The organism is Brevundimonas vesicularis (assembly GCF_014204545.1).
In the GTDB taxonomy this organism is placed as follows: domain Bacteria; phylum Pseudomonadota; class Alphaproteobacteria; order Caulobacterales; family Caulobacteraceae; genus Brevundimonas; species Brevundimonas vesicularis_B.
In genome coordinates this window covers 113,798-137,669 of record NZ_JACHLJ010000002.1, presented here as the reverse complement: position 1 = coordinate 137,669, position 23,872 = coordinate 113,798, and the positions used below count along the sequence as shown (strand labels likewise).

Sequence of the window (23,872 nt, the reverse complement as noted above, 5' to 3'; positions counted from 1 at the left end):
TTCGACAGACAGAGTGGTAGGCCCGGAGGGACTCGAACCCCCAACCAGACCGTTATGAGCGGTCGGCTCTAACCATTGAGCTACAGGCCCCCAAGGCGCGCCTCGGCGGTAGGGGTCTCGCCTAGCAGGCGCGGGCGCGGCTTGCCAAGCGGGGGCGGGCAAGAAGGCGATCTTTCGGCGATTTCACGAAGATGAACGGAAACTGCCAGCGGGGTGCGGGCGTTGGTTCAGGCGAGAACGGCCAAGGTCGTTGCAACGGATCGGCGAATGCCCCGGTCCTGGATCGCTTACGGAGAAGACTGCATGACCCGCACCCTGGCCGCCGCCCCCCTGAAGACCCTGTCGTTGAAGACCGTCGCCCTGGGCGGCGCCGTCGCCGCCGCCGCCTTCCTTGCTGCCGCCACGCCGCGCGCCATGGCTCAGACGGCCGAACCCATGGGAGCCATGCACATGATGCAACCCGCGCCGTCGCTGAATCTGTCGGCCTATGGCGAGGTCAAGGCCGCGCCGGACATGGCCACCATTACCTTCGGCGTGCAGACCGAGGCCGTCACGGCCCAGCAAGCCATGCGCGACAATGCTGCGCAGATGACGCGCGTCGTCGCCGCCCTGCGCCGCGCGGGCATCGCCGAACGCGACATCCAGACTTCGGGTCTGAACCTGTCGGCGCAATACGACTACGTCCAGAACGAGCCGCCCAAACTGCGCGGCTATCAGGCGGTCAACCGCGTGACGGTGGTCATCAACGACCTGAGCAAGGTCGGCACGACGGCCGACGCCGTGGTCGCCGCCGGCGTCAACCAGATCGACGGCATCAGCTTCGGCCTGAAGGATCCGACCGCCGCCGAAAACCAGGCGCGCCAGTTGGCTGTGCGCAACCTGCAGGCCAAGGCCCAGCTGTACGCACAATCGCTGAACGTCCAGCTGTCGGGCATCCGCAACCTGACCGAGGGCGGCGGCTATGCGCCCCAGCCTCCGATGCCGATGTTCGCCGCCCGCGCCGTGTCGATGGACCGGGGCGAGAGCACCCCGGTTTCCGCCGGCGAACTGACGGTGCGGATCGACATCACGGGCGTCTACGACATCGCCCGCTGATCGCATCAATCGGATGAAGAAAAGGCCCGCCGTTGCCGGCGGGCCATTTTGCATTCTGGGAAGCGAAGCGCCTCAGCCGGCGTTCTTTATCTCGTTAGCGTCGTCCAGCAGGACCACGTTCGGGTTCCACTGGCGGGCTTCTTCCTGCGGCAGCTGGCCGTAGGTGACCACGATCACCTTGTCGTTCTTCTGCACCAGACGGGCGGCGGCGCCGTTGACGCCGATGACCTTGGAGCCGCGCGGCGCCTCGATCGCATAGGTGGTGAAGCGCGCGCCGTTGGTGATGTTCAGCACATCGACCTGCTCGTGCGGATAGATGCCGGCGGCGTCCAGCAGGTCCATGTCGATGGCGATCGATCCCTCGTAATCGAGATCGGCCTGGGTCACCGTGGCGCGGTGCAGCTTGGACTTCATCAGGGTGACCAGCATCGTGCGGTCTCCAGCAAGAAAAACGCGGGGCGCAGGCCCTCGCTCACAGGCGGCTCATATAGGGATTTCCTGCCCCGGCATCAATCCGCACGCTGCGCCGCAGCAATCGGGTGCGGCTGCGAACGCCAAGTGAACCGACGGATTGCACGCACGTCATTTGACGACGGCCCGCGTCCCCCTATGCTGGCGACGCCATTTCCGGCCTGCGAGCGCGCGTTTTCCCTCCGATGAAGCAATTCTTCCTGACGGTCCTTGGTGTCTTCACCGGGCTGATCCTGTTCGTCGTCGTCATTCCCGTGGTGCTGCTGACGGTCGCCGTCGCCTCGTCGTCCAAGCCGACGACGCCGGCGACCACCGTGCTGGAGCTGGACCTGCGCGGCGGCGTCAGCGACCAGCCGTCGTCCAATCCGTTCGCGGCCTTCGGCAGTTCCGGCCTGGCCCTGACGGACGTGGTCGATGGCCTGCATCAGGCCCAAAGCGACAGCAGCGTCAAGGCTCTGCTGATCCGCCTGCCGGAAAGCGGCATGACGCCCGCCACCGCCGACGAACTGCGCCAGGCCATCCACCGCTTCCGCAACGCAGGCAAGCCGGTCATCGCCCACAGCCAGGGCTTCGCCCCGTCGGGCGCGGTGATGTCCACCTATATGGTCGGGGCCTCGGCGTCGGAGCTGTGGATGCAGAACACCGCCGGCTTCCAGGCCACAGGCTTCTCGGCCGACAGCCTGTTCCTGGGCCGCGCCTTCCAGAAATACGGCGTCAAACCCGAGTTCGAACAGCGCTACGAGTACAAGAACGCCGTCAATGAATACACCCAGAGCGACTACACCGGCCCGCACCGCGAGGCGATGACCGCCTGGATGACGTCGATCTACGACACCGCCCTGGCCAACGCGGCCAAGGACCGCAAGACGACGGCCCCGGCGCTGAAGACGGTGATCGAGGCCGGGCCCTATTCGGCCGAGCAGGCGCTCAGCAACCGGCTGATCGACAAGGTGGGCCAGGTCGAAGAGGCCGAGATCGCCATCAAGACCCGCGCCGGCAAGGGCGCCGAGATCGTCGAGTTCGGCAAATACGCCAGCCAGAAGGGCGAACGCACGGGGTCGGGCAAGAACGCCATCGCCATCGTCGGCGGGGAGGGGGCCATCGTCACCGGACGCGGCGGCGGCGCCAATTTCGGCGGCGGCTCGTCCATCCATTCCGACGACACGGCCGAGGCCATCTACGACGCGATCGAGGACAAGAGCGTCAAGGCGATCGTCTTCCGCGTCTCATCGCCGGGCGGTTCGCCTGAAGCGTCCGAGCAGATCCTGGCCGCCGTGCGCGCGGCGCGGGCGGCGGGCAAGCCGGTGGTGGTGTCCATGGGCGCCTATGCGGCCTCGGGCGGATACTGGATCAGTTCCGAGGCCGACTGGATCGTGGCCCAGCCGACGACCCTGACCGGCTCGATCGGCGTGTTCGGCGGCAAGTTCGTGCTGGCCGATGCGCTGGGCCGGTTCGGTGTCGACATGCGTGAGCTGACGGTGGGCGGGGAATACGCCGACGCCTTCTCGCCGACGCAGGAATTCACCCCCCAGCAGCGCGCGGCCTTCGCCGGTTCGATGGACCGGATCTACGACGACTTCATCGCCCGTGTGGCGACGGGCCGCAAACTGTCGCCGGACCGGGTGCGCGAAATCGCCAAGGGGCGTGTCTGGACCGGCGCTCAGGCCCTGCCGCTGGGCCTCGTCGACCAACTGGGCGGCGTGACCGAGGCGGTGAACAAGGCCCGCCAACTCGCCAAAATTCCCGATAACGAGCCTGTCCGCTTCAAGCATTTCCCCAAGCAGCAGTCGCCGTTCGAGGCCCTGTCGGAAATGTTCGGCGTCCAGACCGAGGCCGCCAAAGCCCTGGTCATGCTGGGCGGCGTCATGGCCGATCCCCAGGCCCAGGCCGTGATGCGCCGGATCGACAGCGACCGGATGCGCAGCCAGGGTGCGGTGGTTCTGGCCGACCAGCCGATCTTTTGACGGGCGCGGCGCACGCGACCGTGCGTCGCGGTCCATTGACCGCAGGCCCCGATGGACCGACATTGCGTATCAGGCGTTCCTCGGATCGCCTGAAAGGATGATCCATGTTCCAGCCTGAACGTCTCGCCGCCATCGGCCATGCCGCCCGCCGCCGTCCCAACGGCCTGGTGGCGTCCGTCATGTGGGTCGCCGGCATGATCGCCGCCGTCTGCGCAATGGCGGTCGGCGCCGTCCTCGCCGTCTTCACCGCTGCGGCCGTGGCGGTCATCGCCCTGTTCGCCGGCGTTCTGGTCTTTCTGGTCGGTCTGGTCATGCGCACCCGCCGCAATATCGCGCCGCGTCGCCGCAACAGCGATCCCGACCTGATCGAGGCCCACAAGGTGGACGGCGCCTGGGTCGCCTATGGCTGGGAGCGCAACGGCCGCTGAGCCGACGCCGCCCATGACGTCCTACATCGACGCGCCTTCGCCCAACTTCGACGCGCGCCGTGCGCCGCCGGACATGCTGGTGTTGCACTATACCGGCATGCAGACCGGCGAGGCCGCGCTGGCCCGCCTGCGCGACCCTGAGGCCAAGGTCTCGGCCCATTATCTGGTCGAGGAAGACGGTCGCGTCTTCCAACTGGTGCCCGAGGAGCGCCGCGCCTGGCACGCCGGCCGCGGCGTCTGGCAGGGCGAGGACGACTGCAACGCCGCCTCCATCGGGATCGAGATCGTCAATCCCGGCCATGAGTTCGGCTATCGCGCCTTCCCCGAAGCCCAGATCACGGCCGTCATCGCCCTGATCTCCGATATTCGCAGTCGCTGGACCATCGCCGACAACCGCATCATCGCCCATTCCGACCTGGCGCCGGATCGCAAGGAAGATCCGGGCGAGCTCTTCCCCTGGAAGCGTCTGGCCGAGGCCGGGCACGGCCTGTGGTTCGAACCGGCGGCCGAACGGGTGCAGGCCCTGGGCGGCCTGCTGCAGAAGGGCGATCAGGGCATCGGCCCGATGGTGCTCAGCGCCGGCCTGCATCGGCTGGGCTACGGCCTGAAAGCCAGCGGCGACTACGACGCCGCCGTGGAAACCGCCGTACGCGCCTTCCAGCGTCATTGGCGCCCGGCCCGCGTCGACGGCGTCGCCGACGGCGAAACCCGCGCCCGCCTGGTCGGCCTGCTCCAGCTGGCCAGCGCCGAGAGCGTCACGGGCGTATTGAATTGACGTTCGCGCCGCTAGCGCGCATCTAGCGCGCGCCAGACGGCTGGGCGGTCGCGGCGGACTTCGCGTCCGTCGAGGAAAGTCCGGGCTCCACGGTGAAAAGGCGGCGGATAACTTCCGCCCGGGGCGACCCGAGGGATAGCGCCACAGAAAGCAAACCTCCGGCCTTGCGAGGCCGGTAAGGGTGAAAGGGTGGGGTAAGAGCCCACCGCGTGCCTGGCAACAGGGACGGCATGGCAAGCCCCGCCTGGAGCAAGACCAAATAGGGACATCGCGCGGGGTTCGCCTCGCGGGGCTCACCGCCTCAGATGTCCGGGTAGGTCGCGAGAACCGTTCAGCAATGGACGGTCCAGAGGAATGATCGTCGCCGATCCAGGCTTCGGCCTCGGAGCGGAACAAAACCCGGCTTACAGGCCGTCTGGCAAAATTTTTACTGGGCCTATCGCGCTTCGCGCTTCTTGAGGCCCATTTTTCACGGGCCTTTCGGCCTTCGGCCTGGTTGAGGCCCATTGGGTAGGGTGTTTGCGCCTTCCCATTGCGCGTCGCCTGATCCGACTTCGGATTATCCCCGCATTTCAGCGTTCTGGCAGCGGTCCCGCAGGTTTGCGGTCGTTAACCTATTGTCTGTTCAAGGAAGGTTAGAACGCTTCACAGCCTGTGAATACTTCGTTCGTTCCTTGTATGTTCCTGCTGTTCGACCGTGCTTAAGTCGTCACACGTCAAAACATGGTTAAATCTTGGCTTCGATCCCATTGAGGCCCATCTGATCCCATGCTATCCCACAATCATGATTTGGGGCTGAGAGGCGGGCGCGGCGGGCGTTCGTCAGGGCATCTAGGGACGGGCCGAAGGGTTCGATTGGCAGGGCGTGTTTCTCTCGACCTATGAGAAGCAGCTGGACGGCAAGCGCCGTCTCCTCATTCCCAACGACTTCCGCACGACCGAAAACGGCGCAGCCGGCGGTGTCTTCATCTTCCCCTCGATCGAAGCGGACTGCCTGGAAGCGGGCGGCGACCGCCTGTTCGCCGTCTATGCCGAAATGATCGAGGCCTTGCCGTTCGGCTCCGAGGAGCGTTCGGCGCTGGAGTGGCAGGTCATGGGCGAGCAGGTGCGCCTAGCCTATGATTCCGGCGGCCGCATCACCCTGCCCGAAGCGCTGTGCAACGAAGCCGGCCTGGACGACACTGTCGTCATCGTCGGCCTGAACGACCGTTTCCAGATCTGGTCGCGCGAGAAATGGGCGGCCCGCCGCGCTGAACAGCGCGCCCTGGCCAAGGCCGGCATGGCCCAGATCGGCGCCCTGAAACTGGCGGCCCAGATGAAGCTGGCGGGGGGCGGATCGTGACCGACGCCTCCACCAATGCGCCCCACGCCCCCGTCCTGCTGGCCGAGGTGATCGAGGCCCTGGCGCCTGCGCCCGGCGACGTGGTGATCGACGCCACCTTCGGCGCCGGCGGCTACACCCGCGTCATCCTGAAGACTGGCGCCCAGGTCATCGGCCTGGATCGCGACCCGACGGTCCAGCCGCACGCCGACGCCGTCGCCAATGATTTCCCCGGCCAGTTCCAGCTGATCCGCACCCCCTTCTCGGGTCTGGCCCAGGCCTTTTCCGACAGCGGCAAGGCAAAGCTGGACGGCGCCGTCTTCGACATCGGCGTCTCGTCGATGCAGCTGGACCAGGCCGAGCGCGGCTTCTCCTTCATGCGCGACGGTCCGCTGGACATGCGCATGTCCGATGAGGGCGCGACCGCGGCCGATATCGTCAACAGCTGGGACCACGGTCCCCTGGCTCACATCTTCAAACTGTATGGCGAAGAGCGCCAATCGGGCCGCGTCGCCACCGCCATCCTGCGTCGCCGCGTCGAACAGCCCTTCACCCGCACCCTGGATCTGGCCGAGGTGGTCGAAAAGGCCCTGGGCGGCCGTCGCGGCGCGCCCATCCATCCGGCGACGCGGGTCTTCCAGGCCCTGCGCATCGCGGTCAATGACGAACTGGGCGAGCTGGAGCGCGGTCTGGAGGCCGCCGAGGCGACGCTCGCCCCCGGTGGACGCCTCGCCGTCGTCACCTTCCATTCGCTGGAAGACCGCATCGTCAAGGCCTTCCTGACCGAGCGCACGGGCAACAGCCCCGCCGGTTCGCGTCATGCGCCGATGGCCGTTGATCCGCGCAAGCCCAGCTTCACGCTGCAGTTCAAAGGCGCGCGCGAGGCGGGCGACGAAGAGCGTTCCACCAACCCCCGCGCCCGCTCGGCCAAGCTGCGCGCCGCCGTGCGCACCGACGCCCCGGCCTGGGGTCGGATCGACGGTGCGACCAGATCGGGGGCTGCGGCATGACCACGGCGCCCTTCTTCACCTATTCGCGCACCGCCCTTCAGCGTCTGTTCGACTGGAAGGTGCGCGGCGTGCGTTGGGTCGAGATCATCGGCGTGGCCCTGGTCGCGATCATGATCGTGTCGGTCTATGCCGCCAAGGCCGCCGCGGCGCGTGAGAGCAGCCGCATCGCCCAGATCGAAAAGGACATCCGCGAGAACGGACAGCGCGTCCGCCTGCTCCGCGCCGAGGTCGCCCGGCTGGAGCAGCCCGCCCGTCTGGAAAGCCTGTCGCGCCAGATCGGCATGGCGCCCGTCGCAGTCGCTCGTCAGGCCAAGGAAGGTCAGCTGACGGCCCTGAAGCCCGTCCCCGCTCAACCCGCCGCGCCCACGCCTGCAGCCACCCCGGCGCCCGCCGCCGTCGCCGACGACGCGCCCGTTCCCACGCCCTCGCCGGAGCCGGCGCAATGAGCGTTCAGGATCATCGCTATCACCGCCCAGCGCCGGGCGCCGATTTCCAGGAACGGCTGCAAGGCCGTCTGTCGCCCTTCTGGCGCTGGCTGACGGAACTGGTCTGGCGGCTGGAGCACGGCTTCGAGCGCGCCCGCGCCGACGCCCGCCCGGAAGAGGACACGCGCGTCCGCATCTTCCTGATCCTGATCGTCTTTTCCTGCGTCTTCGGCGGTCTGGCCATCGGCGCGTCGTACAAGGCCCTGTTCGCCCCGGCCAACGGCCTGGGACGCGGCGTCAATCCGAACGCCTTGGTGCGCGGCGACCTAACGGATCGCAACGGCGAACTGCTGGCCACCAACATCATTCACTACGGCCTCTATCTGGACCCGGCCGAGATTTGGGATCGCGACCTGGCCTATCGCCAGATCCGCCGCGCCCTGCCGCGCATCTCGGCCGAGCGTCTGAAGAAGGTGCTGGGCGGCGACCGTCGTCTGATCGCCCTGACCGGCCTGACGCCCCAGGAAAAGGCCGCCGTCCACGACCTGGCGCTGGGCGGCGTCACCTTTGAGCCCGAAGACCGCCGCGCCTATCCGCTGGGAACCTCGGCCGTCCACCTGATCGGCGACGCCGATACGGGCGGGCGGGGCGTCTCGGGCGCCGAACTGGCCTTCAACGACGAGATCCGCGCGGCGGGTCAACGCGGCGAGGCCTTCCCCCTGTCCATCGACCTGCGCGTGCAGGGGGTGCTGGAAAATGAACTGGCCGCCGCCGCCATCAAGGCCCAGGCCAAGGGCGCCGTCGGCATCGTCACCGACGTCCAGACCGGCGAAGTGCTGGGCATGGCCAGCTGGCCGACCTTCAACTCCGCCGACCGCAACGCCGCGCCCGACGGCGCCACCCTGAACCGCGCCGTCTCGGGCCACTACGAAATGGGCTCGGTGTTCAAGACCTTCACCGTCGCCGCCGGCCTCGACACCGGCCGGGCCGACATGAACACCCTGTTCGACGCCTCCCAGGCCTTCCAGATCGGCGATCGCAAGATCAAGGATTTCCACGCCCAGAACCGGGTGATGACCCTGGAAGAGGTCTATCTGCACTCCTCCAACATCGGCACGTCGCAGCTGGCGGTGCAGATGGGCCCCAACACCATGCGCGACTATTTCCGCCGCCTGGGCCTGCTGGACGCCGCCAGGATCGAGCTGAAGGAATCGGCCAAGCCCGTCGTGCCGCGTCGCTGGGACAACTCGACCCTGGCGTCGCTGTCCTTCGGCTACGGCATCATGATCACCCCGGCCCAGATGGTTCAGGCCATGGGCGCCCTGACCAATGGCGGTCGGATGATCCCGCTGTCGCTGCGCAAGGGCGGCGCCCGCAACGTCCAGCCGCAACAGGTCGTCACCGAAGAGACCTCGCGCGCCATTCTCGACCTGCTGCGTCGCAACGTCGTCAAGGGTTCGGGCGGCTTCGCCGACGCGCCAGGCCTGCGGGTCGGCGGCAAGACCGGCTCGGCCAACAAGCTGGTCGGCGGTCGCTATGACCCCAGCCACGCCCTGGGCTCGTTCGCGGCGGTCTTCCCCGTCGATGGTCCGCTGAACGGCAAGCGCTACGCCATCCTGATCGTGATGGACGAGCCGGGGACCTATCCCAAGACCGGCGCCTATGTCGCTGCGCCGGCCGTGCACAATATCGCCGACCGCATCGCCGGTTTCCTGGGCGTCGAACGCCGCGACGACCGCTGGCGCACGGCCTCTGGCGAGAAGATTCCGCAATATCAGGACGTGGCGGGGGACGGGCTTTGAGCGCGCTTCACCTGTCCGACCTGCTGCGCCGCGACGTGTCCTCCGACCCCGTTATCACCGGCGTCACCGCCGACAGCCGCAAGGTCTCGCCCGGCGCCCTGTTCGTCGCCCTGCCGGGCACGGCCGCCGATGGCCGCGCCTTCATCCCGCAAGCTCTGGCGCAAGGCGCGGCTGCGGTTCTGGCGCCGACCGACACGCCGGATGGCGCTGCGCCCGTTCTGGTCACCTCGGGCGACGTGCGCCGCGCCTACGCCATCGCCGCGCGCGGCTTCTACGGCGCCCAACCCAAGACCTGCGTCGCCGTCACCGGCACCAACGGCAAGACCTCCGTCGCCACCTTCTGCCGCCAAATCTGGGCCGGGATCGGCCACAAGTCCGCCAGCATGGGCACGCTGGGCGTCATCGGCCAAAAGGGCGCCAAGACCTACGCCCTGACCGGCCCCGGCCTGACCAGCCCCGACGCCGCCGAGGCCGCGCGCCTGATGGCCGAACTGGCCGCCAAGGACGTGACGCACGTCGCGCTGGAGGCCTCGTCCCACGGCATCGACCAGCGCCGTCTGGACGGGGTCGCTCTGAAGGCCGCCGCCTTCACCAACCTGACCCAGGACCACCTCGATTATCACGGCACCATGGCGGACTACCGCTCCGCCAAGATGCGCCTGTTCGAGACCCTGCTGCCGCGCGGCCGCACCGCCGTGCTGAACGCCGACTCCGACGCCTATTCGGTCTTCGCCTCCGCTTCGATCATGGCCGGCCTGGGCGTCATGGGCGTGGGCGAGCGCGGGCGCGACCTGACCCTGATCGGCCGTCGCGCGACGCCTGAGGGCCAGCGTCTGACCATCGACGTGCGCGGCGACATCCGCGAAATCCTGCTGCCGCTGGCCGGCGCGTTTCAGGCGTCCAACGCCCTGGTGGCGGCCGGTCTGTGCATCGCCGCCGGCGATCCCGCCGACGCCGTCATCGGCGCGCTGGAAGGCCTGACCGGCGCGCAGGGCCGCCTGCAACGCATCGACGGCGGCCAGGAAAGCCGGGGGGAGGTCTATGTCGACTACGCCCACACGCCCGACGGACTCGAGACGGTTCTGAACGCGCTGCGTCCCCACGCGACCGGCCGACTGATCGTCGTCTTCGGCGCCGGCGGCGACCGCGACCGTGGCAAGCGCCCCCTGATGGGCGAGATCGCCGGGCGTCTGGCCGACATCGCCATCGTCACCGACGACAATCCGCGGTCCGAAGACGCCGCCGCCATCCGCGCCCAGGTCCGCGCCGGCTGCCCGGACGGGATCGAGATCGGCGACCGCCGCGCCGCCATCGAGGCCGCCGTCGAAATGATGCGTGACGGGGATGTGGTGGTCATCGCCGGAAAAGGGCATGAACAGGGTCAGATCGTCGCGGGCGTGACCCACCCCTTCGACGACGCCACTGTCGCGTCCGAGGCCCTGTCTCTCTATGCCTGAACACTCCGCCCGCCCGCTCTGGTCGGCCGCTGAAGTCGCCGCCGCCACGGGCGGCGTGCTGCAGGGCGACGATCGCCCGATCACGGGCCTGACCTACAACAGCCGCGAGATCGTCCCCGGCGATCTGTTTCTGGCGCTGAGGGGCGAACGCGACGGGCATCAATTCGCAGCCGCCGCCTTCGCATCGGGCGCTGCGGCCGCCCTGGTCGAGCTCCCGGTCGAGGGCGGCCCGTGCGTCGTCGTGCCCGATTCCTTGCGCGGTCTCGAAGCCCTGGGCGTCGCCGCCCGCGAGCGCGCGCCCCATGTGAAGCGCGGCGCCGTCACCGGCAGCGTCGGCAAGACCAGCGTCACCCAGGCGATCAAGGCGGGCCTTGATCTGGCCGGTCCCGCGCATGGCTCGATCAAGAGCTACAACAACCACATCGGCGTGCCCCTGACCCTGGCCCGAATGCCGGTCGAGACCCAGCGCGCCGTCTTCGAGATCGGCATGAATGCGCCCGGCGAGATCGCGCCCCTGTCGCGTTTCGTCGCCCCCCACGCCGCCTGCGTCACCACGGTCGGTCCGGTCCATATCGAGGCTTTCGCGGATGGCGAGGCCGGCGTCGCGCGTGAAAAGGCGACCATCTTCCAGGGTCTGGTCCCGGGCGGTGCGGCGGTGGCGAACGGCGACGTCGCCTTCTCGGCCGTCCTGTGCGATGCGGCCAAGGCGGTCGGCGCGCGCCTGCTGACGTTCGGTTCTGACGCCGGCCATGACGCCCGCCTGCTGGACTTCCGGCCGGACGCCGAGGGCGCGGCGGTCGCCGCCGAACTGTTCGGGCGACGCATCGACTATCGCCTGGCCCAGTCCGCCGCCCACTGGGGCCTGAACAGCCTGTGTGTCCTCTTGATGCTGGACGCTCTGGACGTAAAGCTGGACACGGGCCTGGAGGCCCTCGCCGGGTTCCAGCCTCTGGCCGGACGCGGCCAGACCCGCACGGTCACGACGCCGGCCGGCGCCTTCACCCTGATCGACGAAAGCTACAACGCCAATCCGCTGTCCATGGCCGCCGGGTTCAAGACCCTGGGCGCGCGCTCGACCTCGGGCCGCCGCGTGGTGGTGCTGACCGACATGCTGGAGCTTGGCGAGCAGAGCCGCGACCTGCATGAAGGCCTCGCCGGCCCCATCGACGCCGCCGGCCTCGACCTGGTCCACGCCGCCGGGCCCGAGATGCGCTGGCTTTACGACGCGCTTCCGGTCTCGCGACGCGGCGTCTGGCGCGCCACGGCGGCGGAACTGGCGGCCGAGGCGGCCCTGCTGGTCGCGCCCGGCGACATCATCATGGTCAAGGGCTCGAACGGCTCCAAGGCCTCGCTGGTGGCCCAAGCTTTGGCGAACCTCAGTCGCGCCGAAGGCGTCCCCTCAAGCAGTGACGCCCCGCGGGCGTCGCGGTAGGGAAGAAACATGTTTTACCTGCTCTATCTCTACTACGCCGACGTGGCGCACCAGTATCCGCTGCTGAACCTGGTTCAGTACCAGACGGTGCGCGTTGCCCTCGCCATGGCCACCGCCATGATCGTCGCCGTCGCCATGGGCAGCCGCTTCATCAATTGGATCCGCGCCAAACAGGGCCGGGGCCAGCCGATCCGCGACGACGGCCCGGTGTCCCACCTGTCCAAGGTCGGCACCCCAACGATGGGCGGTCTGATGATCCTGGCCGGCATCGGCGTGGCGGTGCTGCTCTGGGGCGACCTGACCAACCCCTACATCTGGATCGTCAGCTTCGTGACGGCGGCCTTCGGCGTGCTGGGCTTCATCGACGACTACGCCAAGGTGACCAAACAGACCTCGGCCGGCCTGACCTCGAAACAGAAGCTCCTGGCCCAGACCGTCGTCGCCGTCGTCGCCGGCGTCCTGACCGTGCTGTGGATGACCGTCTCGCCGACCTCGCCGGGGCTCGAGACGTCGATCGCCTTCCCCTTCTTCAAGGCCGTGCTGCTGAACATCGGCTGGTTCTATGTGGCGTTCGCGGCCTTCACCATCGTCGGCTTCTCCAATGCGGTGAACCTGACGGACGGTCTGGACGGTCTGGCGACCGTGCCGGTGATGATGGCGGCAGGCGCGTTCGGCGTGATCAGCTACCTCGCCGGCAACTTCGTCTTCGCCCAGTATCTTCAGGTCCACCACGTCCCCGGCGCGGGCGAACTGGCCGTCTTCTGCGCCGCCATGATCGGCGGCGGCGCGGGCTTCCTCTGGTACAACGCTCCCCCGGCCAAGATTTTCATGGGCGACACGGGTTCGTTGGCCCTGGGCGGGGCGCTGGGCGCCATCGCCGTCACCACCAAGCACGAACTGGTGCTAGGCATCGTCGGCGGCCTGTTCGTCATGGAGGCCGCCTCGGTCATGATCCAGGTCGGCTATTACAAGCTGACGAAGAAGCGCATCTTCCTGATGGCGCCGGTTCACCACCATTTCGAGAAGATGGGCTGGCCGGAATCCACGGTCGTCATCCGTTTCTGGATCATCGCCGGCGCCCTGGCCCTGCTGGGCCTGTCGACGTTGAAGCTGCGCTGATCCGATGATCCCCGTTCCTGGCTTTGAAGGCAGGCGGGTCGCGGTCTTCGGCCTGGGACGGTCGGGGATCACGGCCGCGCGCGCCCTTCAGGCCGGTGGCGCGATCCCGATCCTGTGGGATGACGGTGAGACCGGCCGGGCGCAGGCGAAAGGCGAGGGCTTCACGGTCGAGGACTTGGGCACCGCCGACTGGTCCGACTTCGCCGCCCTGGTCCTGTCGCCCGGCGCGCCCCTGACTCATCCCAATCCCCACTGGACCGTGGACCTGGCCCGTGCGGCCCGCGTGCCAGTCCTCGGCGACATCGAACTGTTCGCCCGCGCCCTGGCCTCGTATTCGTCGTCATCCTCCGGCTTGACCGGGGAACCGCGCGTCGTCGCCATCACTGGCACGAACGGCAAGTCCACCACCACCGCTTTGATCGGCTGGGTGCTGAAGTCGGCGGGCCTGACGGTCCACGTCGGCGGCAATATCGGCGTCGGCGTCCTGGCCCTGCCCGAACCGACGCCCGACGCCGTCTATGTGATCGAGGTCTCCAGCTACCAGCTGGACCTGACCACCACCTTCGCCCCCGATGTCGCCATCCTGACCAACATCAGCCCCGACCACCTGGACCGCCACGGCGGCATGGACGGCTATGTCGCGGCCAAGGCGCGCATCTTCGCCAATCAGGGACGGGATGATGTGGCCTTGGTGGGCGTGGACGACACCTGGGGGCAGGAGATTGCGCGTGACCTGTCAGATCGCGCCACCGTCATCTCGACCCGCCCCTCACAGAGAGCAGAAGGATATGTCGCGCAGCCGGGCGCGGTTTCGAAGGATGGTGAATTGGTCGCCGACCTCTCCACCGCCCGCTCGCTCCCTGGCCGTCACAACGCCCAGAACGCCGCCTTCGCCTATGCGACCGCCCGCGCGCTCGGCATTGATCACGACGCCGCCGTCGCCGGCCTGCTGTCCTTCCCCGGCCTGGCGCACCGTATGGAGGCGGTCGGCCGCCTCGGCTCCGTGCGCTTCATCAACGATTCCAAGGCCACCAACGCCGACGCCGCGCGTCAGGCCCTGGCCTCCTACCGTTCCGTCTTCTGGATCGTCGGCGGCGTGCCCAAAGCCGGCGGCATCGCGGACCTGGCCGACCTCTTCCCCCGCATCGCCAAGGCCTATCTGATCGGCGACGCGGCCCCGGCCTTCGCCGGCACATTGGCCGACACGCCCCACGTCATCGCCCGCACCCTCGACGCCGCCGTGGTGGCCGCCGCCGCCGATGCGGCCTCGGCCGGCGGCGACCAGATCGTCCTTCTGTCCCCCGCCTGCGCCAGCTTCGATCAGTTCAAGGACTTCGAGGCGCGCGGAGAGGCCTTCCGCGCCGCCGTCCTGGCTCTCGGCGCCGTCCCGGAAACCGCGTCATGAGCGCTCCCTACACCCCCGCCTTTTCCCGCAACGACCAAAGCCATGTGGCCCAATGGTTCTGGACCGTGGATCGCGGCCTGCTGGGTGCGGCCCTCGCGCTGATGGCCCTCGGCGTGGCCCTCAGCTTCGCCTCCAGCCCCGCCGCCATCCTGGCCGATGAATCGATCACCGACCCCTTCCACTATTCCTGGCGGATGATGGTCTTTTCGGGCGTGGGGCTCAGCATCATGCTGACGACCTCGCTGATGTCGCCGCGCGGCGTGCGACGCATCGCGGTCCTGGCCCTGTTCGGCGCCATCGTCGTGATGATGGCCTTGCCGTTCATCGGCGACACGGTGAAGGGGGCCGCCCGCTGGGTGAACTTCGGTCCCTTCAGCCTGCAACCGTCCGAGTTCGCCAAGCCCGGCCTGATCGTCTTCGCCGCCTGGATGTTCGCCGAGGCGCAAAAGGGCCAGGGGGTGCCCGGCGTGACCATCGCGTTTGGTTTCTACGCCCTGACCGTCTCCTTGCTGCTGATCCAGCCCGACATCGGCCAGACGCTTCTGATCACCACCACCTTCATGGCCGTCTTCTTCATGGCGGGCGTGCCGTTCAAATGGATGGCGGTTCTGGCCAGCCTGGGCATGGCGGGGCTGGTGTCGCTGTATTTTGTCTTCGGCCATATGCGCGACCGCCTCAGCCGCTTCTTCTCGCCCGAAACCACCGACACCCATCAGATCGACAGCGCCTCGGAGGCGATCCGCGCCGGCGGCCTGCTGGGCCGGGGCATCGGCGAGGGCGTGATGAAGCGCCGCGTGCCCGACCTGCACACCGACTTCATCTATTCCGTCGGCGCCGAGGAGTTCGGCCTGATCCTCAGCCTGATCATGATCAGCCTCTACGCCTTCATCGTCATCAGAGGCATGCGCCGGGCCATGAAGCTGACCGATCCGTTCGAGCAGACGGCGGCGGCGGGCCTGTTCATGCTGATCGGGCTTCAGGCCTGCATCAACGTCGCGGTGAACCTGAACCTGATCCCGACCAAGGGCATGACCCTGCCCTTCATCAGCTACGGCGGCTCCTCCATGCTGGCCATGGGCCTGACCATGGGCTTTGCGCTCGCCCTGACGCGGCGCCGACCCGGCGCCTACGAACCCGGCGCCAGCCTGACCCTGGGCCGGCGGCTCATTTGATCTTCGTCATCCTCCGGCGCGAAGCGACCGGGGGACCCAGCGGCGCGCGCGAGCGCGAACCTGTCGCGGAGTGGATGTTCAAGATCTATGCGGCGGACGCATCGCCTCCGGCGCCACTGGGTCCCCCGATCTCGCTACGCTCGCCGGAGGATGACGAAAGTAGGCGACATCCCGCATTCTTCCGCAAAAAAAACCCGCACGATCCCAACGACTTAAGAATCAGCAGCGACCGTCTCCTGCCCACGCTGCAAAACCGTGCGATCCTGTCGCCGCCCCATTCCTCGCCGCACCGTTCCCCGCCGACATTAGACAGATTAGACGAATTAGACGGTGTTTTTGCCTGCCCACCGTCTGAACTTCAGACTATTCAGACCCTCTTTTTCGGAGCCTCGCCCATGACCAAGCTCTGCATCGTCGCCGCCGGCGGCACCGGCGGCCATATGTTCCCGGCCGAGGCCCTGGCGCGCGAGATGGGGGCGCGCGGCTGGCGTGTGGTGCTGGCGACTGATCACCGGGGCGAACAATACGCCCATGCCTTTCCGGCCGAGGAACGGCTGGCGCTGGACGCCGCCACCGGCTCCGGCCCACTGGGCCTGGTCAAGGCGGGCGTCGCCATCTTCAAGGGCGTGGTCCAGGCGCGAACGGCCTTCGACCGGCTTGGCGCCGACATCGTCGTCGGCTTCGGCGGCTATCCGTCCGCCCCGGCCCTGGTCGCCGCCGTCACGTCCCAGCGACCGACGGTGATCCATGAACAGAACGCGGTCCTTGGCCGCACCAACCGCATCCTGGCCCCCTATGTCGGTCAGGTCGCCTCATCCTTCCCGACGCTGGAACGCGCGCCGGCCAAGGTTCAGGGCCGCTCGCACGTCGTCGGCTCGCCGGTGCGGGCTGAGATCCGCGCCCTGTTCGATCGTCCCTATGTCGCCCCCGCCGCCGACGGTCCGATCCAAGTGCTGGTGACCGGCGGCAGCCAGGGCGCCCGCATCCTGTCTGAGACCACGCCCCGCGCCTTGGCCGCCCTGCCGGAAGCCCTTCGCCGCCGCCTGAAGGTGCAGCAACAGTCCCGCCCCGAGACGCTGGAGGCCGCACGCCAGACCTATCTGGAGGCCGGGATTGAGGCCGAGGTCGCCCCCTTCTTCCGCGACATGGCTGAACGGCTGTCCAAGGCCCATCTGGTCGTCGGCCGCTCCGGCGCCTCGACCTGCGCCGAACTGGCGGTCGCGGCCCTGCCGTCCGTCCTGATCCCGCTGAAGATCGCCACCGACGACCACCAGCGGCTGAACGCCAAGGCCCTGACCGATGCGGGCGCGGCCGAGGTTATTCTGGAAGACGACCTGACCGTCGATCGACTGTCGGCTGTCCTGGCCGCCGTCCTGTCCGACCCCGCCCGCCTGTCCGCCATGTCCGCCGCCGCCCGCTCCGTCGCCATCCCCGACGCCGCCCAGCGCCTGGCCGATCTGGTCGAGGCGACGGCGGGGCGCCCATAATGTCTCCTCCCCACTTGTGGGGAGGGGGACCCCCAAGGGGTGAAGGGGCTCTTGAAGTCCCACAGGTGCCTGCGATGCGGTGCAGAACCCCTCCGTCACGGCGCAAAGGGCGCGCCGCGCCACCTCCCCATCGCTTCGCGACAGGGAGGAGACATCAACCCTCTCGGCCCTGACGCGTTAGAAAGCCCATGCCTCCCGAAATCATCGCCGTCACCCGCCAGATCCGCGCCCTGTGGCGCCGGTTCGACTGGCTGCCCGAATGGGCGGTCATCGGCCTGGTCCTGCTGGTCTTCGTCGGCGGCGGCTGGCTGACGCACAAGATCGTCTTCGCCATCCTGCGTCGCGTTGTTCGGAACAAGGACCTCTTCTGGCGCGGCGTGGTCGAGCGCGCCCGGGTCAAGCTGCGCGTCCTGATCATCATCATCGGCATCGGCATCGGCGTGACCGTCTCGCCGATGGATCCCGGCCCGTCCGAGAATATCCGCAGCGCCCTGCTGTTCCTGTTCATCCTGACCCTCGGCTGGATGGCCTCGGGCGTGCTCGACATGTGGTCGGTCATGCACCTCAAGCGGTACAATATCGCCGTCGAGGACAATCTGCTGGCCAGGAAGCACCTGACCCAGACCCGCATCCTGCAGCGGGTGGCCAAGGTCGTGCTGTTCATCGTCACCGTGGGCCTGGCGCTGATGACCATCGCCGGCTTCCGTCAGTGGGGCGTCAGCCTGCTGGCCTCGGCCGGCGTCGTCGGCATCATCGCCGGTCTGGCGCTTCAGCCGATCCTGACGAACATGGTCGCCGGCATCCAGATCGCCCTGACCCAGCCCATCCGCCTGGACGACGCCGTCATCGTCGAGACCGAGTGGGGCAATGTCGAAGAGATCACCTCGACCTATGTGGTGGTCAAGCTGTGGGACTGGCGCCGGATGGTGCTGCCCTTGTCGTATTTCATCACCAAGCCCTTCCAGAACTGGACCCGCGAGAACGCCCGCCTGATCGGCACCGCCTTCTTCTACGTCGACTACGAGGCGCCGATCGACCGGTTGCGCGAGGCGTTCGAGGGCATCGTCAAAAGCTCGAAACTGTGGGACGGCGACGTTCAGGTGATGCAGGTCACCGACATCACCGAACGCGTGCTTCAGGTTCGCTGTTTGGCCAGCGCCCGCTCGGCCCCGGTCGCCTTCGACCTCCGCTGCGAGATCCGCGAGAAGCTGATGGCCTTCATGCGCGACGAGTGCCGCGAGGCCCTGCCGCGCGACCGTATCGAATGGCCGCAAGGGTCGGACAAGCCCGCCGAGGGGGCCGTCAGTCCGCCAGCGCCCTTTGTCCCTGGCTGATGGCCTGTTCCAGCGTCAGCGCCTGGGCCGGCCGTTCGATTCCGCAGGCGATGGCCAGCAGCTCGGCGGCATCCCCGCCCGGCGCGGCGTCATAGGCGGGCGCGGCGTCCGGCGTCGCTGGCCCTTCCGTCCCGTCCGCCTTCAAAGAGGAGAAGTACAACCGATCCGCTGTCTTCGCCTGACAATCGAACGCCCACCGCGACCAGCCCCCGACATAGGTCACGTCTCCGACCTTGAACCCGGCCTCGGTCACCTGCAGTTCCCGCATCCGCGCCACGTCGCCCTCGCGCTCGATCGAGGCCGCGTCGGCATAGATGGCGAACCGTCCCACGCCGGTCGGGACTAGCTGAGGATCGGCGAGCGCGAGCAGCAGGGCGATCATGCGACTAGGGTCTCCGCCTGTTTCAGGTCCACGCTGACCAGCTGGCTCATGCCGCGTTCGGGCATGGTGACGCCGTACAGCCGGTCCATCCGGCTCATGGTCACGGGGTTGTGGGTGATGACAATGAAGCGGGTGTCGGTGCGACTGCGCATCTCGTGCAGCATTCGGCAGAAGCGGTCGACATTGGCGTCGTCGAGCGGCGCGTCCACCTCGTCCAGCACGCAGACCGGCGCGGGGTTGGCCAGGAAGACGCCGAAGATCAGGGCCGCCGCCGTCAGCGCCTGTTCGCCGCCGCTCATCAGGCTCATCACCGACAACCGCTTGCCGGGCGGGCAGGCGTAGATCTCCAGCCCCGCCTCCAGCGGGTCGTCGCTCTCGACCAGCTTCAGCTCCGCCTGACCCCCGCCGAACAGGGCCTCGAACAGCGTCTTGAAATTGGCGTTGATGACGTCGAACGCCGCCACCAGCCGCTCGCGGCCCTCGGCGTTCAGCTCGTCGATGCCGTCGCGCAGTTTGGCGATCGCCTGGGTCAGGTCGATCCGTTCCGACTTCATGCTGTTCAGCCGCTCGCCGTATTCGACCGCCTCGTCCTCGGCGCGCAGGTTGACGGCCCCTAGGGCCTCGCGTTCGCGCTCCAGCCCGTAGAGCAGGCTCTCGGCCCCGGCGGCGTCGGGCGGGCGGGCGATGGCGTCGTCGGTCAGCTTCTGACCCAGCTCCTGCGGCGACATCTGCGCCGTCTCGCGCAGGGTGGTCTCGGCCTCGGCCAGCTTCTCGGCGGCGGCCTCGGCGCGGGCGGACAGGCCAGCGCGGGCCTCGCGGGCCTGCGACGCGGCGGTCTCGGCGGCGCGCGATGCGCGGTCGGCCTCGGTCGCCTCGGTCTCGGCGACGGCCATGGCGTCCGACGCCGCCTGTTTCCTCTGTTCGGCCGCGACCAGGGTGTCCAGCAGCTTGCCGCGCTGCTCGGCGAAGCCCTGGGGCGCGACCTCGGCCTGTTTCAGCAGGGCGGCGGTCCGGTCGGCGTCCTTGGCCAGGGCGGCGACGCGGCCGGCGCTGTCCTTGGACCGCGTGACCCAGCCTTCGCGCGCGCGGGTCAGGCTGCCCAGGCGCTGCTCGCGGCCCTGACGATCGCGGGCCTCGGCGTCGCGGTCGGAGCGGGCAGTCTGGGCGGCGAGGCGCGCTGCGTCGGCGGCGGCCCGGGCGGCGGTCAGCTCGTCGCGCAGGCCAGACAGAGTCTCGGACGGGGCGTCCGTGGTCTGGGCGGCGTCTAAAGCGGCCTGAGCCTCGGCCACCTCGGCGGCCAGCCGGGTTACCGTGTCGTCCAGGGCCTGGGCGCGGGCCTCGCGGCGGGCCTGGTCGCGGGCCAGGGTCTCGACGCGGTCTCGGGCCATGGTCACGGCCTTGTCGGCGGCGAAGGGAGCCAGGCGGGCGGTCTTGACCGTCTCCTCAGCGGCGCGGAAGGCGTCGGTGGCGGCCCTCTGGGCGGCCTGGGCCTGGTCGAGGGCGGGGCGGCCCTTGTCGATGTCGGCCTCCAGCTCGGCCAGCCGCGTGCGCTGGGCCAGGCGGACGGCGGCGGGGCGCGGCGCCTCGGCGCGGCTGACGAAGCCGTCCCAGCGATAGAGGTCGCCCTCGACCGTCACCAGGCGTGCGCCGGGAGGCAGGGCCTGGGCCAGTCGCGCGGCGTCGGCCCTGAGCGCGACGCCGCACAGGGCGAGGCGGGCGGCCAACTGATCGGGGGCCTGGACGTGGGCGGCCAACGGCGCGACCCCGGCGGGCCAGACCGGCGTCGGCGCGTCCGCCCCGCCCCAATAGGCGGTGGCCTTCGCGTCCAGCGCGGCGTCCAGATCGTCGCCCAGGGCGGCGGCGAGGGCGGCCTCATAGCCCTTGTCGGCGCGGACCTTGTCCAGAGCCGGGGGATGGTCGCGTTTGCCCGTCACCAGCAGCTGGGCCAGGCCCCGCGCCTCGGTCTGCAACCGGCCCAGCCGGTCTTCGGCGGCGCGGGCGGCGGTGCGGGCCTCCTGCTCGGTTCGGGCCAGGTCGCCGCGCTTGGCCTCGGCCGCCTCGACGGCCTCGTGGGCGGCGGTGAGGTCGGTCTGGGCGGTCTCCAGCGCCTGGCGGGCGGTCTCCAGCTCGGGTGTTTCCAGCGGGCCCAGGGCCTCACGTTCGCGGCTGGCCTGGTCGTGCTGGCCGGTGACGCGGGCCAGGCGGGTCTCGGCGTCGCGCTTGCGCGCCGTCTCGACGTTGGCGCGGGCCTCGACGGCGGCCAGGGTTCCGGCCAGGCGTTCGACCTCTGCGTCGGCAGCCTTGCGGGCGTCCTCGGCGGCGGCCAGGGCCTTGTGCAGTTCGGGGCCGCGTTCGGGGGCGGCGGCGATCTCGGCCTTAAGCCGCGTCAGTTCGTGGTCCAGCCGGTCCAGTTCGCGCTGGGCGTCGGCGGCCATGTTGGTTTCACGCTCGACGTCGGCGGCGATGCGGGCGGCCTCGGCCTTGAGCCGGTCCACCTCGGCGCGGGCGGCCTGTTCGGCCATGTCGAGCCGGTCGCGCTCCAGGCTGGCGCGGTGCAGCAGAGCCGACGCAACGGCGTCCTCCTCGCGCGCAGGCTTCAGGGCTTCCTGAGCGGCCAAGGCGGCCGTCTGTGCGGCGGCGGATGCGGTCGTGGTTTCAGCGACCGCACGGTCGGCGTCGCGCAGTTCCTCGGCGGCGGCTTCGGCGGCCAGCCGGGCGTCGTTCCAGCGAACGAACAGCAGCGCGGCCTGAAGGGCGCGGATCTCGGCGGAGATCTTCTTGTATTTCTCGGCTTGGCGGGCTTCGCGCTTCAGCCGGTTCAACGCCGTCTCCAGCTCGCGGCCGATGTCGTCCAGCCGGTCCAGATTGGTCTCGGCCGCCTTGAGCCGCAGCTCGGCCTCGTGGCGGCGGGTGTGCAGGCCGGCGACGCCGCCCGCCTCTTCCAGGATGCGGCGGCGGTTCTGCGGCTTGGCGGCGATCAGTTCGCTGATCTGCCCCTGACGCACCAGGGCGGGCGAGTTGGCGCCGGTAGAGGCGTCGGCGAACAGCAGCTGGACGTCGCGGGCGCGGACCTCCTTGCCGTTGATGCGGTAGGTCGAGCCCTGGCCCCGGTCTATGCGGCGCGACACCTCCAGCATCGGGCTGTCGGTAAAGGGCTGGGGCGCGCGGCGTTGCGCGTTGTCGATGGTCAGGCTGACTTCAGCATGGCTGCGCGGAGGGCGGCCCGCCGCGCCGGCGAAGATGACGTCGTCCATGCCCTGGCCGCGCATAGCCTTGGCCGAGTTGGCGCCCATGACCCAGCGCAGGCTTTCCAGCACGTTGGACTTGCCGCAGCCGTTGGGGCCGACGACGCCGGTCAGGCCGGATTCGATATGCACCTCCGCCGGGTCGACGAACGACTTGAAGCCGACGAGCCGGAGGCGCTGGAACTGCATCGTCCTGGCGGACTACCGGAGCAGAGGGTCGATGGCGGCCGACAGGGCGTCCAGCGAATGGTCGGCGACGGCCGTCCCGTTGACGAAGAAGGCCGGCGTGCCGGTGACGCCGGCCGCATCGGCGCCCGCGATCTGGGCGTCCAGTTCAGCGCGGATGGTCGGGCCTTCCAGGCAGCTCTCGATCTGCTCGCGCGTCCTGCCGCTGGCGGCGATGCCCGCTGCGAACCAGGGCTGGGCGCCGGTGGTCTGCAGGTTGGCCTGATCGCGCATGAAGACGGCCGCCACGTCGAAATAGCGCGCGGGCGCGGCGCACATGGCGACCGCAGCCGCGGCGGCGGCGACATTGGCGGGCGGGGTCGGCAGGTTGCGGTGAACCAGCCGAACCTTGCCGGTGTCGATATATTTGGCCTTGAAGGCCGGCAGCACGGTGTTGTGGAAATCCGCGCAGTGCGAGCAGGTGAAGGACGCGTATTCAATCACCGTGACCGGGGCATTCGCCCGGCCCAGGATATGATCCTGGGCCGTGACGGGCGGCGGCGCATCGGCGGCGAACGCCGGCGCCGCCAGACCGCCGGTCAGGGCGGCGAGGGCGAAACCGGCGGCGATGAAGGCGCGTCGCATCATCTGATCTGGCCTCGGTTACTTGGCCAGGGCCGCGTCGATGGCGGTGGACAGGTCGGCCAGGCTGGCGCCTTCGCCGCCGGGCGAGATGACCTGCGTCTCATTGACGTAGAAGGCCGGGGTGCCGGTTACGCCCTGGGCGCGGGCGGCCTGGACGCGCTTCTCCATGGCGGCGACAGCGTCCTTGTCGGTGACGCAGTCGTTGAACTGCTGCTCGGACAGACCGGCGGCCTGGGCGGTGCGCAGCAGCCAGTCGCGCGGCGAGGACGTCAGCATCTCCTGCTGCGTCGCCATCAGCTGGTGGACGACGTCGAAATACTTGTCCGGACCGGCGCAGCGCGCGACCAGGAAGCCGGCGGTGGCGGCGTCGACCGGCGGCGTCGGCAGTTCGCGGAAGACGTAACGGACCTTGTTGGTGTCGACGTATTTGGCCTTGAACGCCGGCCAGGTGTTCTTCTGCCACAGGGCGCAGTGGGGGCAGGTGACCGAGGCGTATTCGACCACGGTGACCTTGGCGCCTTCGGGCGCGCCCAGACCGATGTCGCCCTCGGCCGCACCCTTGGCGCCGCCGCCGCAGGCCGCCAAGGCCATGGTCGCCAGAGCGGCGCCGGTGATGGCCGCACGACGGCTCATGCGGGCGAAGCGGGATTCAGTGTCGGCCATGAAGGTTCCTCGGAGCGGATCGTTGGCGATGATCGCGCGATTCCCCGGGAATGGCGCAACCCTGAACTAGTCTGG

At 69.0% G+C, this 23,872-nt stretch carries 20 protein-coding genes, 1 tRNA gene and 1 other RNA gene; 16 read left to right on the top strand and 6 right to left on the bottom strand.

Annotated elements, in window-relative coordinates:
* Positions 1 to 14: 14 nt before the first annotated feature.
* Positions 15 to 90, bottom strand: a tRNA-Ile gene (locus HNP47_RS08765).
* A gap of 213 nt (positions 91 to 303) precedes the next feature.
* Between HNP47_RS08765 and HNP47_RS08760 the strand changes: the two genes are divergently transcribed.
* Positions 304 to 1,095 (top strand): SIMPL domain-containing protein, encoded by a 792-nt coding sequence (locus HNP47_RS08760; protein WP_184279250.1) that lies wholly within the window; start codon positions 304 to 306, stop codon positions 1,093 to 1,095.
* A 72-nt stretch (positions 1,096 to 1,167) separates the two neighbouring features.
* Here HNP47_RS08760 and panD read toward each other — a convergent pair whose 3' ends face one another.
* A complete protein-coding gene (gene panD / locus HNP47_RS08755; protein WP_184279249.1) occupies positions 1,168 to 1,524 on the bottom strand; it encodes an aspartate 1-decarboxylase in 357 nt (118 codons plus the stop codon).
* 227 nt (positions 1,525 to 1,751) lie between these two features.
* On the opposite strand from panD, the gene sppA reads away from it, so the two are divergent.
* The 15 genes from sppA to HNP47_RS08680 all read left to right on the top strand — a co-directional run bounded on the left by sppA (position 1,752) and on the right by HNP47_RS08680 (position 18,697).
* Entirely contained in the window at positions 1,752 to 3,530 is a 1,779-nt protein-coding gene (gene sppA / locus HNP47_RS08750; protein ID WP_184279248.1) for a signal peptide peptidase SppA, read from the top strand.
* A gap of 104 nt (positions 3,531 to 3,634) precedes the next feature.
* A complete protein-coding gene (locus HNP47_RS08745) occupies positions 3,635 to 3,958 on the top strand; it encodes a hypothetical protein (protein ID WP_017504540.1) in 324 nt (107 codons plus the stop codon).
* 13 nt (positions 3,959 to 3,971) lie between these two features.
* Positions 3,972 to 4,733 (top strand): N-acetylmuramoyl-L-alanine amidase, encoded by a 762-nt coding sequence (locus tag HNP47_RS08740; protein WP_184279247.1) that lies wholly within the window; start codon positions 3,972 to 3,974, stop codon positions 4,731 to 4,733.
* Between the two features lie 32 nt (positions 4,734 to 4,765).
* Positions 4,766 to 5,156: RNase P RNA component class A (gene rnpB / locus HNP47_RS08735), an RNA gene on the top strand.
* Between the two features lie 442 nt (positions 5,157 to 5,598).
* A complete protein-coding gene (locus HNP47_RS08730) occupies positions 5,599 to 6,075 on the top strand; it encodes a division/cell wall cluster transcriptional repressor MraZ (protein ID WP_159849624.1) in 477 nt (158 codons plus the stop codon).
* The gene (gene rsmH / locus HNP47_RS08725) at positions 6,072 to 7,064 is read left to right on the top strand and encodes a 16S rRNA (cytosine(1402)-N(4))-methyltransferase RsmH (protein ID WP_184279246.1); all 993 of its coding nucleotides are present in this window, start codon (positions 6,072 to 6,074) and stop codon (positions 7,062 to 7,064) included. The genes HNP47_RS08730 and rsmH overlap by 4 nt, the downstream gene beginning before the upstream one ends.
* On the top strand, positions 7,061 to 7,510 hold the full coding sequence (locus HNP47_RS08720; RefSeq protein WP_184279245.1) for a cell division protein: 450 nt from the start codon (positions 7,061 to 7,063) through the stop codon (positions 7,508 to 7,510). Before rsmH ends, HNP47_RS08720 begins: the two co-directional genes overlap by 4 nt.
* Positions 7,507 to 9,291: a penicillin-binding protein 2 gene (locus HNP47_RS08715; RefSeq protein WP_184279244.1), complete on the top strand. Its 1,785-nt coding sequence runs from the start codon at positions 7,507 to 7,509 to the stop codon at positions 9,289 to 9,291. Before HNP47_RS08720 ends, HNP47_RS08715 begins: the two co-directional genes overlap by 4 nt.
* On the top strand, positions 9,288 to 10,748 hold the full coding sequence (locus HNP47_RS08710; RefSeq protein ID WP_184279243.1) for a UDP-N-acetylmuramoyl-L-alanyl-D-glutamate--2,6-diaminopimelate ligase: 1,461 nt from the start codon (positions 9,288 to 9,290) through the stop codon (positions 10,746 to 10,748). Before HNP47_RS08715 ends, HNP47_RS08710 begins: the two co-directional genes overlap by 4 nt.
* Positions 10,741 to 12,180 (top strand): UDP-N-acetylmuramoyl-tripeptide--D-alanyl-D-alanine ligase, encoded by a 1,440-nt coding sequence (murF, locus tag HNP47_RS08705; protein ID WP_184279242.1) that lies wholly within the window; start codon positions 10,741 to 10,743, stop codon positions 12,178 to 12,180. The genes HNP47_RS08710 and murF overlap by 8 nt, the downstream gene beginning before the upstream one ends.
* A gap of 9 nt (positions 12,181 to 12,189) precedes the next feature.
* Entirely contained in the window at positions 12,190 to 13,299 is a 1,110-nt protein-coding gene (gene mraY, locus HNP47_RS08700; RefSeq protein ID WP_184279241.1) for a phospho-N-acetylmuramoyl-pentapeptide-transferase, read from the top strand.
* Positions 13,300 to 13,303: 4 nt separating this feature from the next.
* The gene (murD, locus tag HNP47_RS08695; protein ID WP_184279240.1) at positions 13,304 to 14,704 is read left to right on the top strand and encodes a UDP-N-acetylmuramoyl-L-alanine--D-glutamate ligase; all 1,401 of its coding nucleotides are present in this window, start codon (positions 13,304 to 13,306) and stop codon (positions 14,702 to 14,704) included.
* Positions 14,701 to 15,876, top strand: coding sequence for a putative peptidoglycan glycosyltransferase FtsW (locus HNP47_RS08690; RefSeq protein ID WP_184279239.1), 1,176 nt, complete (start codon positions 14,701 to 14,703; stop codon positions 15,874 to 15,876). The genes murD and HNP47_RS08690 overlap by 4 nt, the downstream gene beginning before the upstream one ends.
* A gap of 395 nt (positions 15,877 to 16,271) precedes the next feature.
* Positions 16,272 to 17,363: an undecaprenyldiphospho-muramoylpentapeptide beta-N-acetylglucosaminyltransferase gene (murG, locus tag HNP47_RS08685; protein ID WP_184279238.1), complete on the top strand. Its 1,092-nt coding sequence runs from the start codon at positions 16,272 to 16,274 to the stop codon at positions 17,361 to 17,363.
* Positions 17,364 to 17,551: 188 nt separating this feature from the next.
* A complete protein-coding gene (locus HNP47_RS08680) occupies positions 17,552 to 18,697 on the top strand; it encodes a mechanosensitive ion channel family protein (RefSeq protein ID WP_184279237.1) in 1,146 nt (381 codons plus the stop codon).
* Here the strand turns inward: HNP47_RS08680 and HNP47_RS08675 are convergent.
* From HNP47_RS08675 to HNP47_RS08660, 4 genes are read right to left on the bottom strand one after another with little or no spacing between them, the layout of a single operon-like run.
* Positions 18,666 to 19,079 carry a surface-adhesin E family protein gene (locus HNP47_RS08675; RefSeq protein ID WP_184279236.1) on the bottom strand — a complete coding sequence of 138 codons (414 nt, stop codon included), beginning with the start codon at positions 19,077 to 19,079 and terminating at the stop codon, positions 18,666 to 18,668. The two genes, HNP47_RS08680 and HNP47_RS08675, sit on opposite strands and share 32 nt — an antisense overlap.
* Positions 19,076 to 22,513: a chromosome segregation protein SMC gene (gene smc, locus HNP47_RS08670; RefSeq protein WP_184279235.1), complete on the bottom strand. Its 3,438-nt coding sequence runs from the start codon at positions 22,511 to 22,513 to the stop codon at positions 19,076 to 19,078. The genes HNP47_RS08675 and smc overlap by 4 nt, the downstream gene beginning before the upstream one ends.
* A 12-nt stretch (positions 22,514 to 22,525) precedes the next feature.
* Positions 22,526 to 23,137 carry a thioredoxin domain-containing protein gene (locus tag HNP47_RS08665; protein ID WP_184279234.1) on the bottom strand — a complete coding sequence of 204 codons (612 nt, stop codon included), beginning with the start codon at positions 23,135 to 23,137 and terminating at the stop codon, positions 22,526 to 22,528.
* A gap of 15 nt (positions 23,138 to 23,152) precedes the next feature.
* Entirely contained in the window at positions 23,153 to 23,797 is a 645-nt protein-coding gene (locus HNP47_RS08660) for a DsbA family protein (RefSeq protein WP_184279233.1), read from the bottom strand.
* Between the last annotated feature and the right edge of the window lie 75 nt (positions 23,798 to 23,872).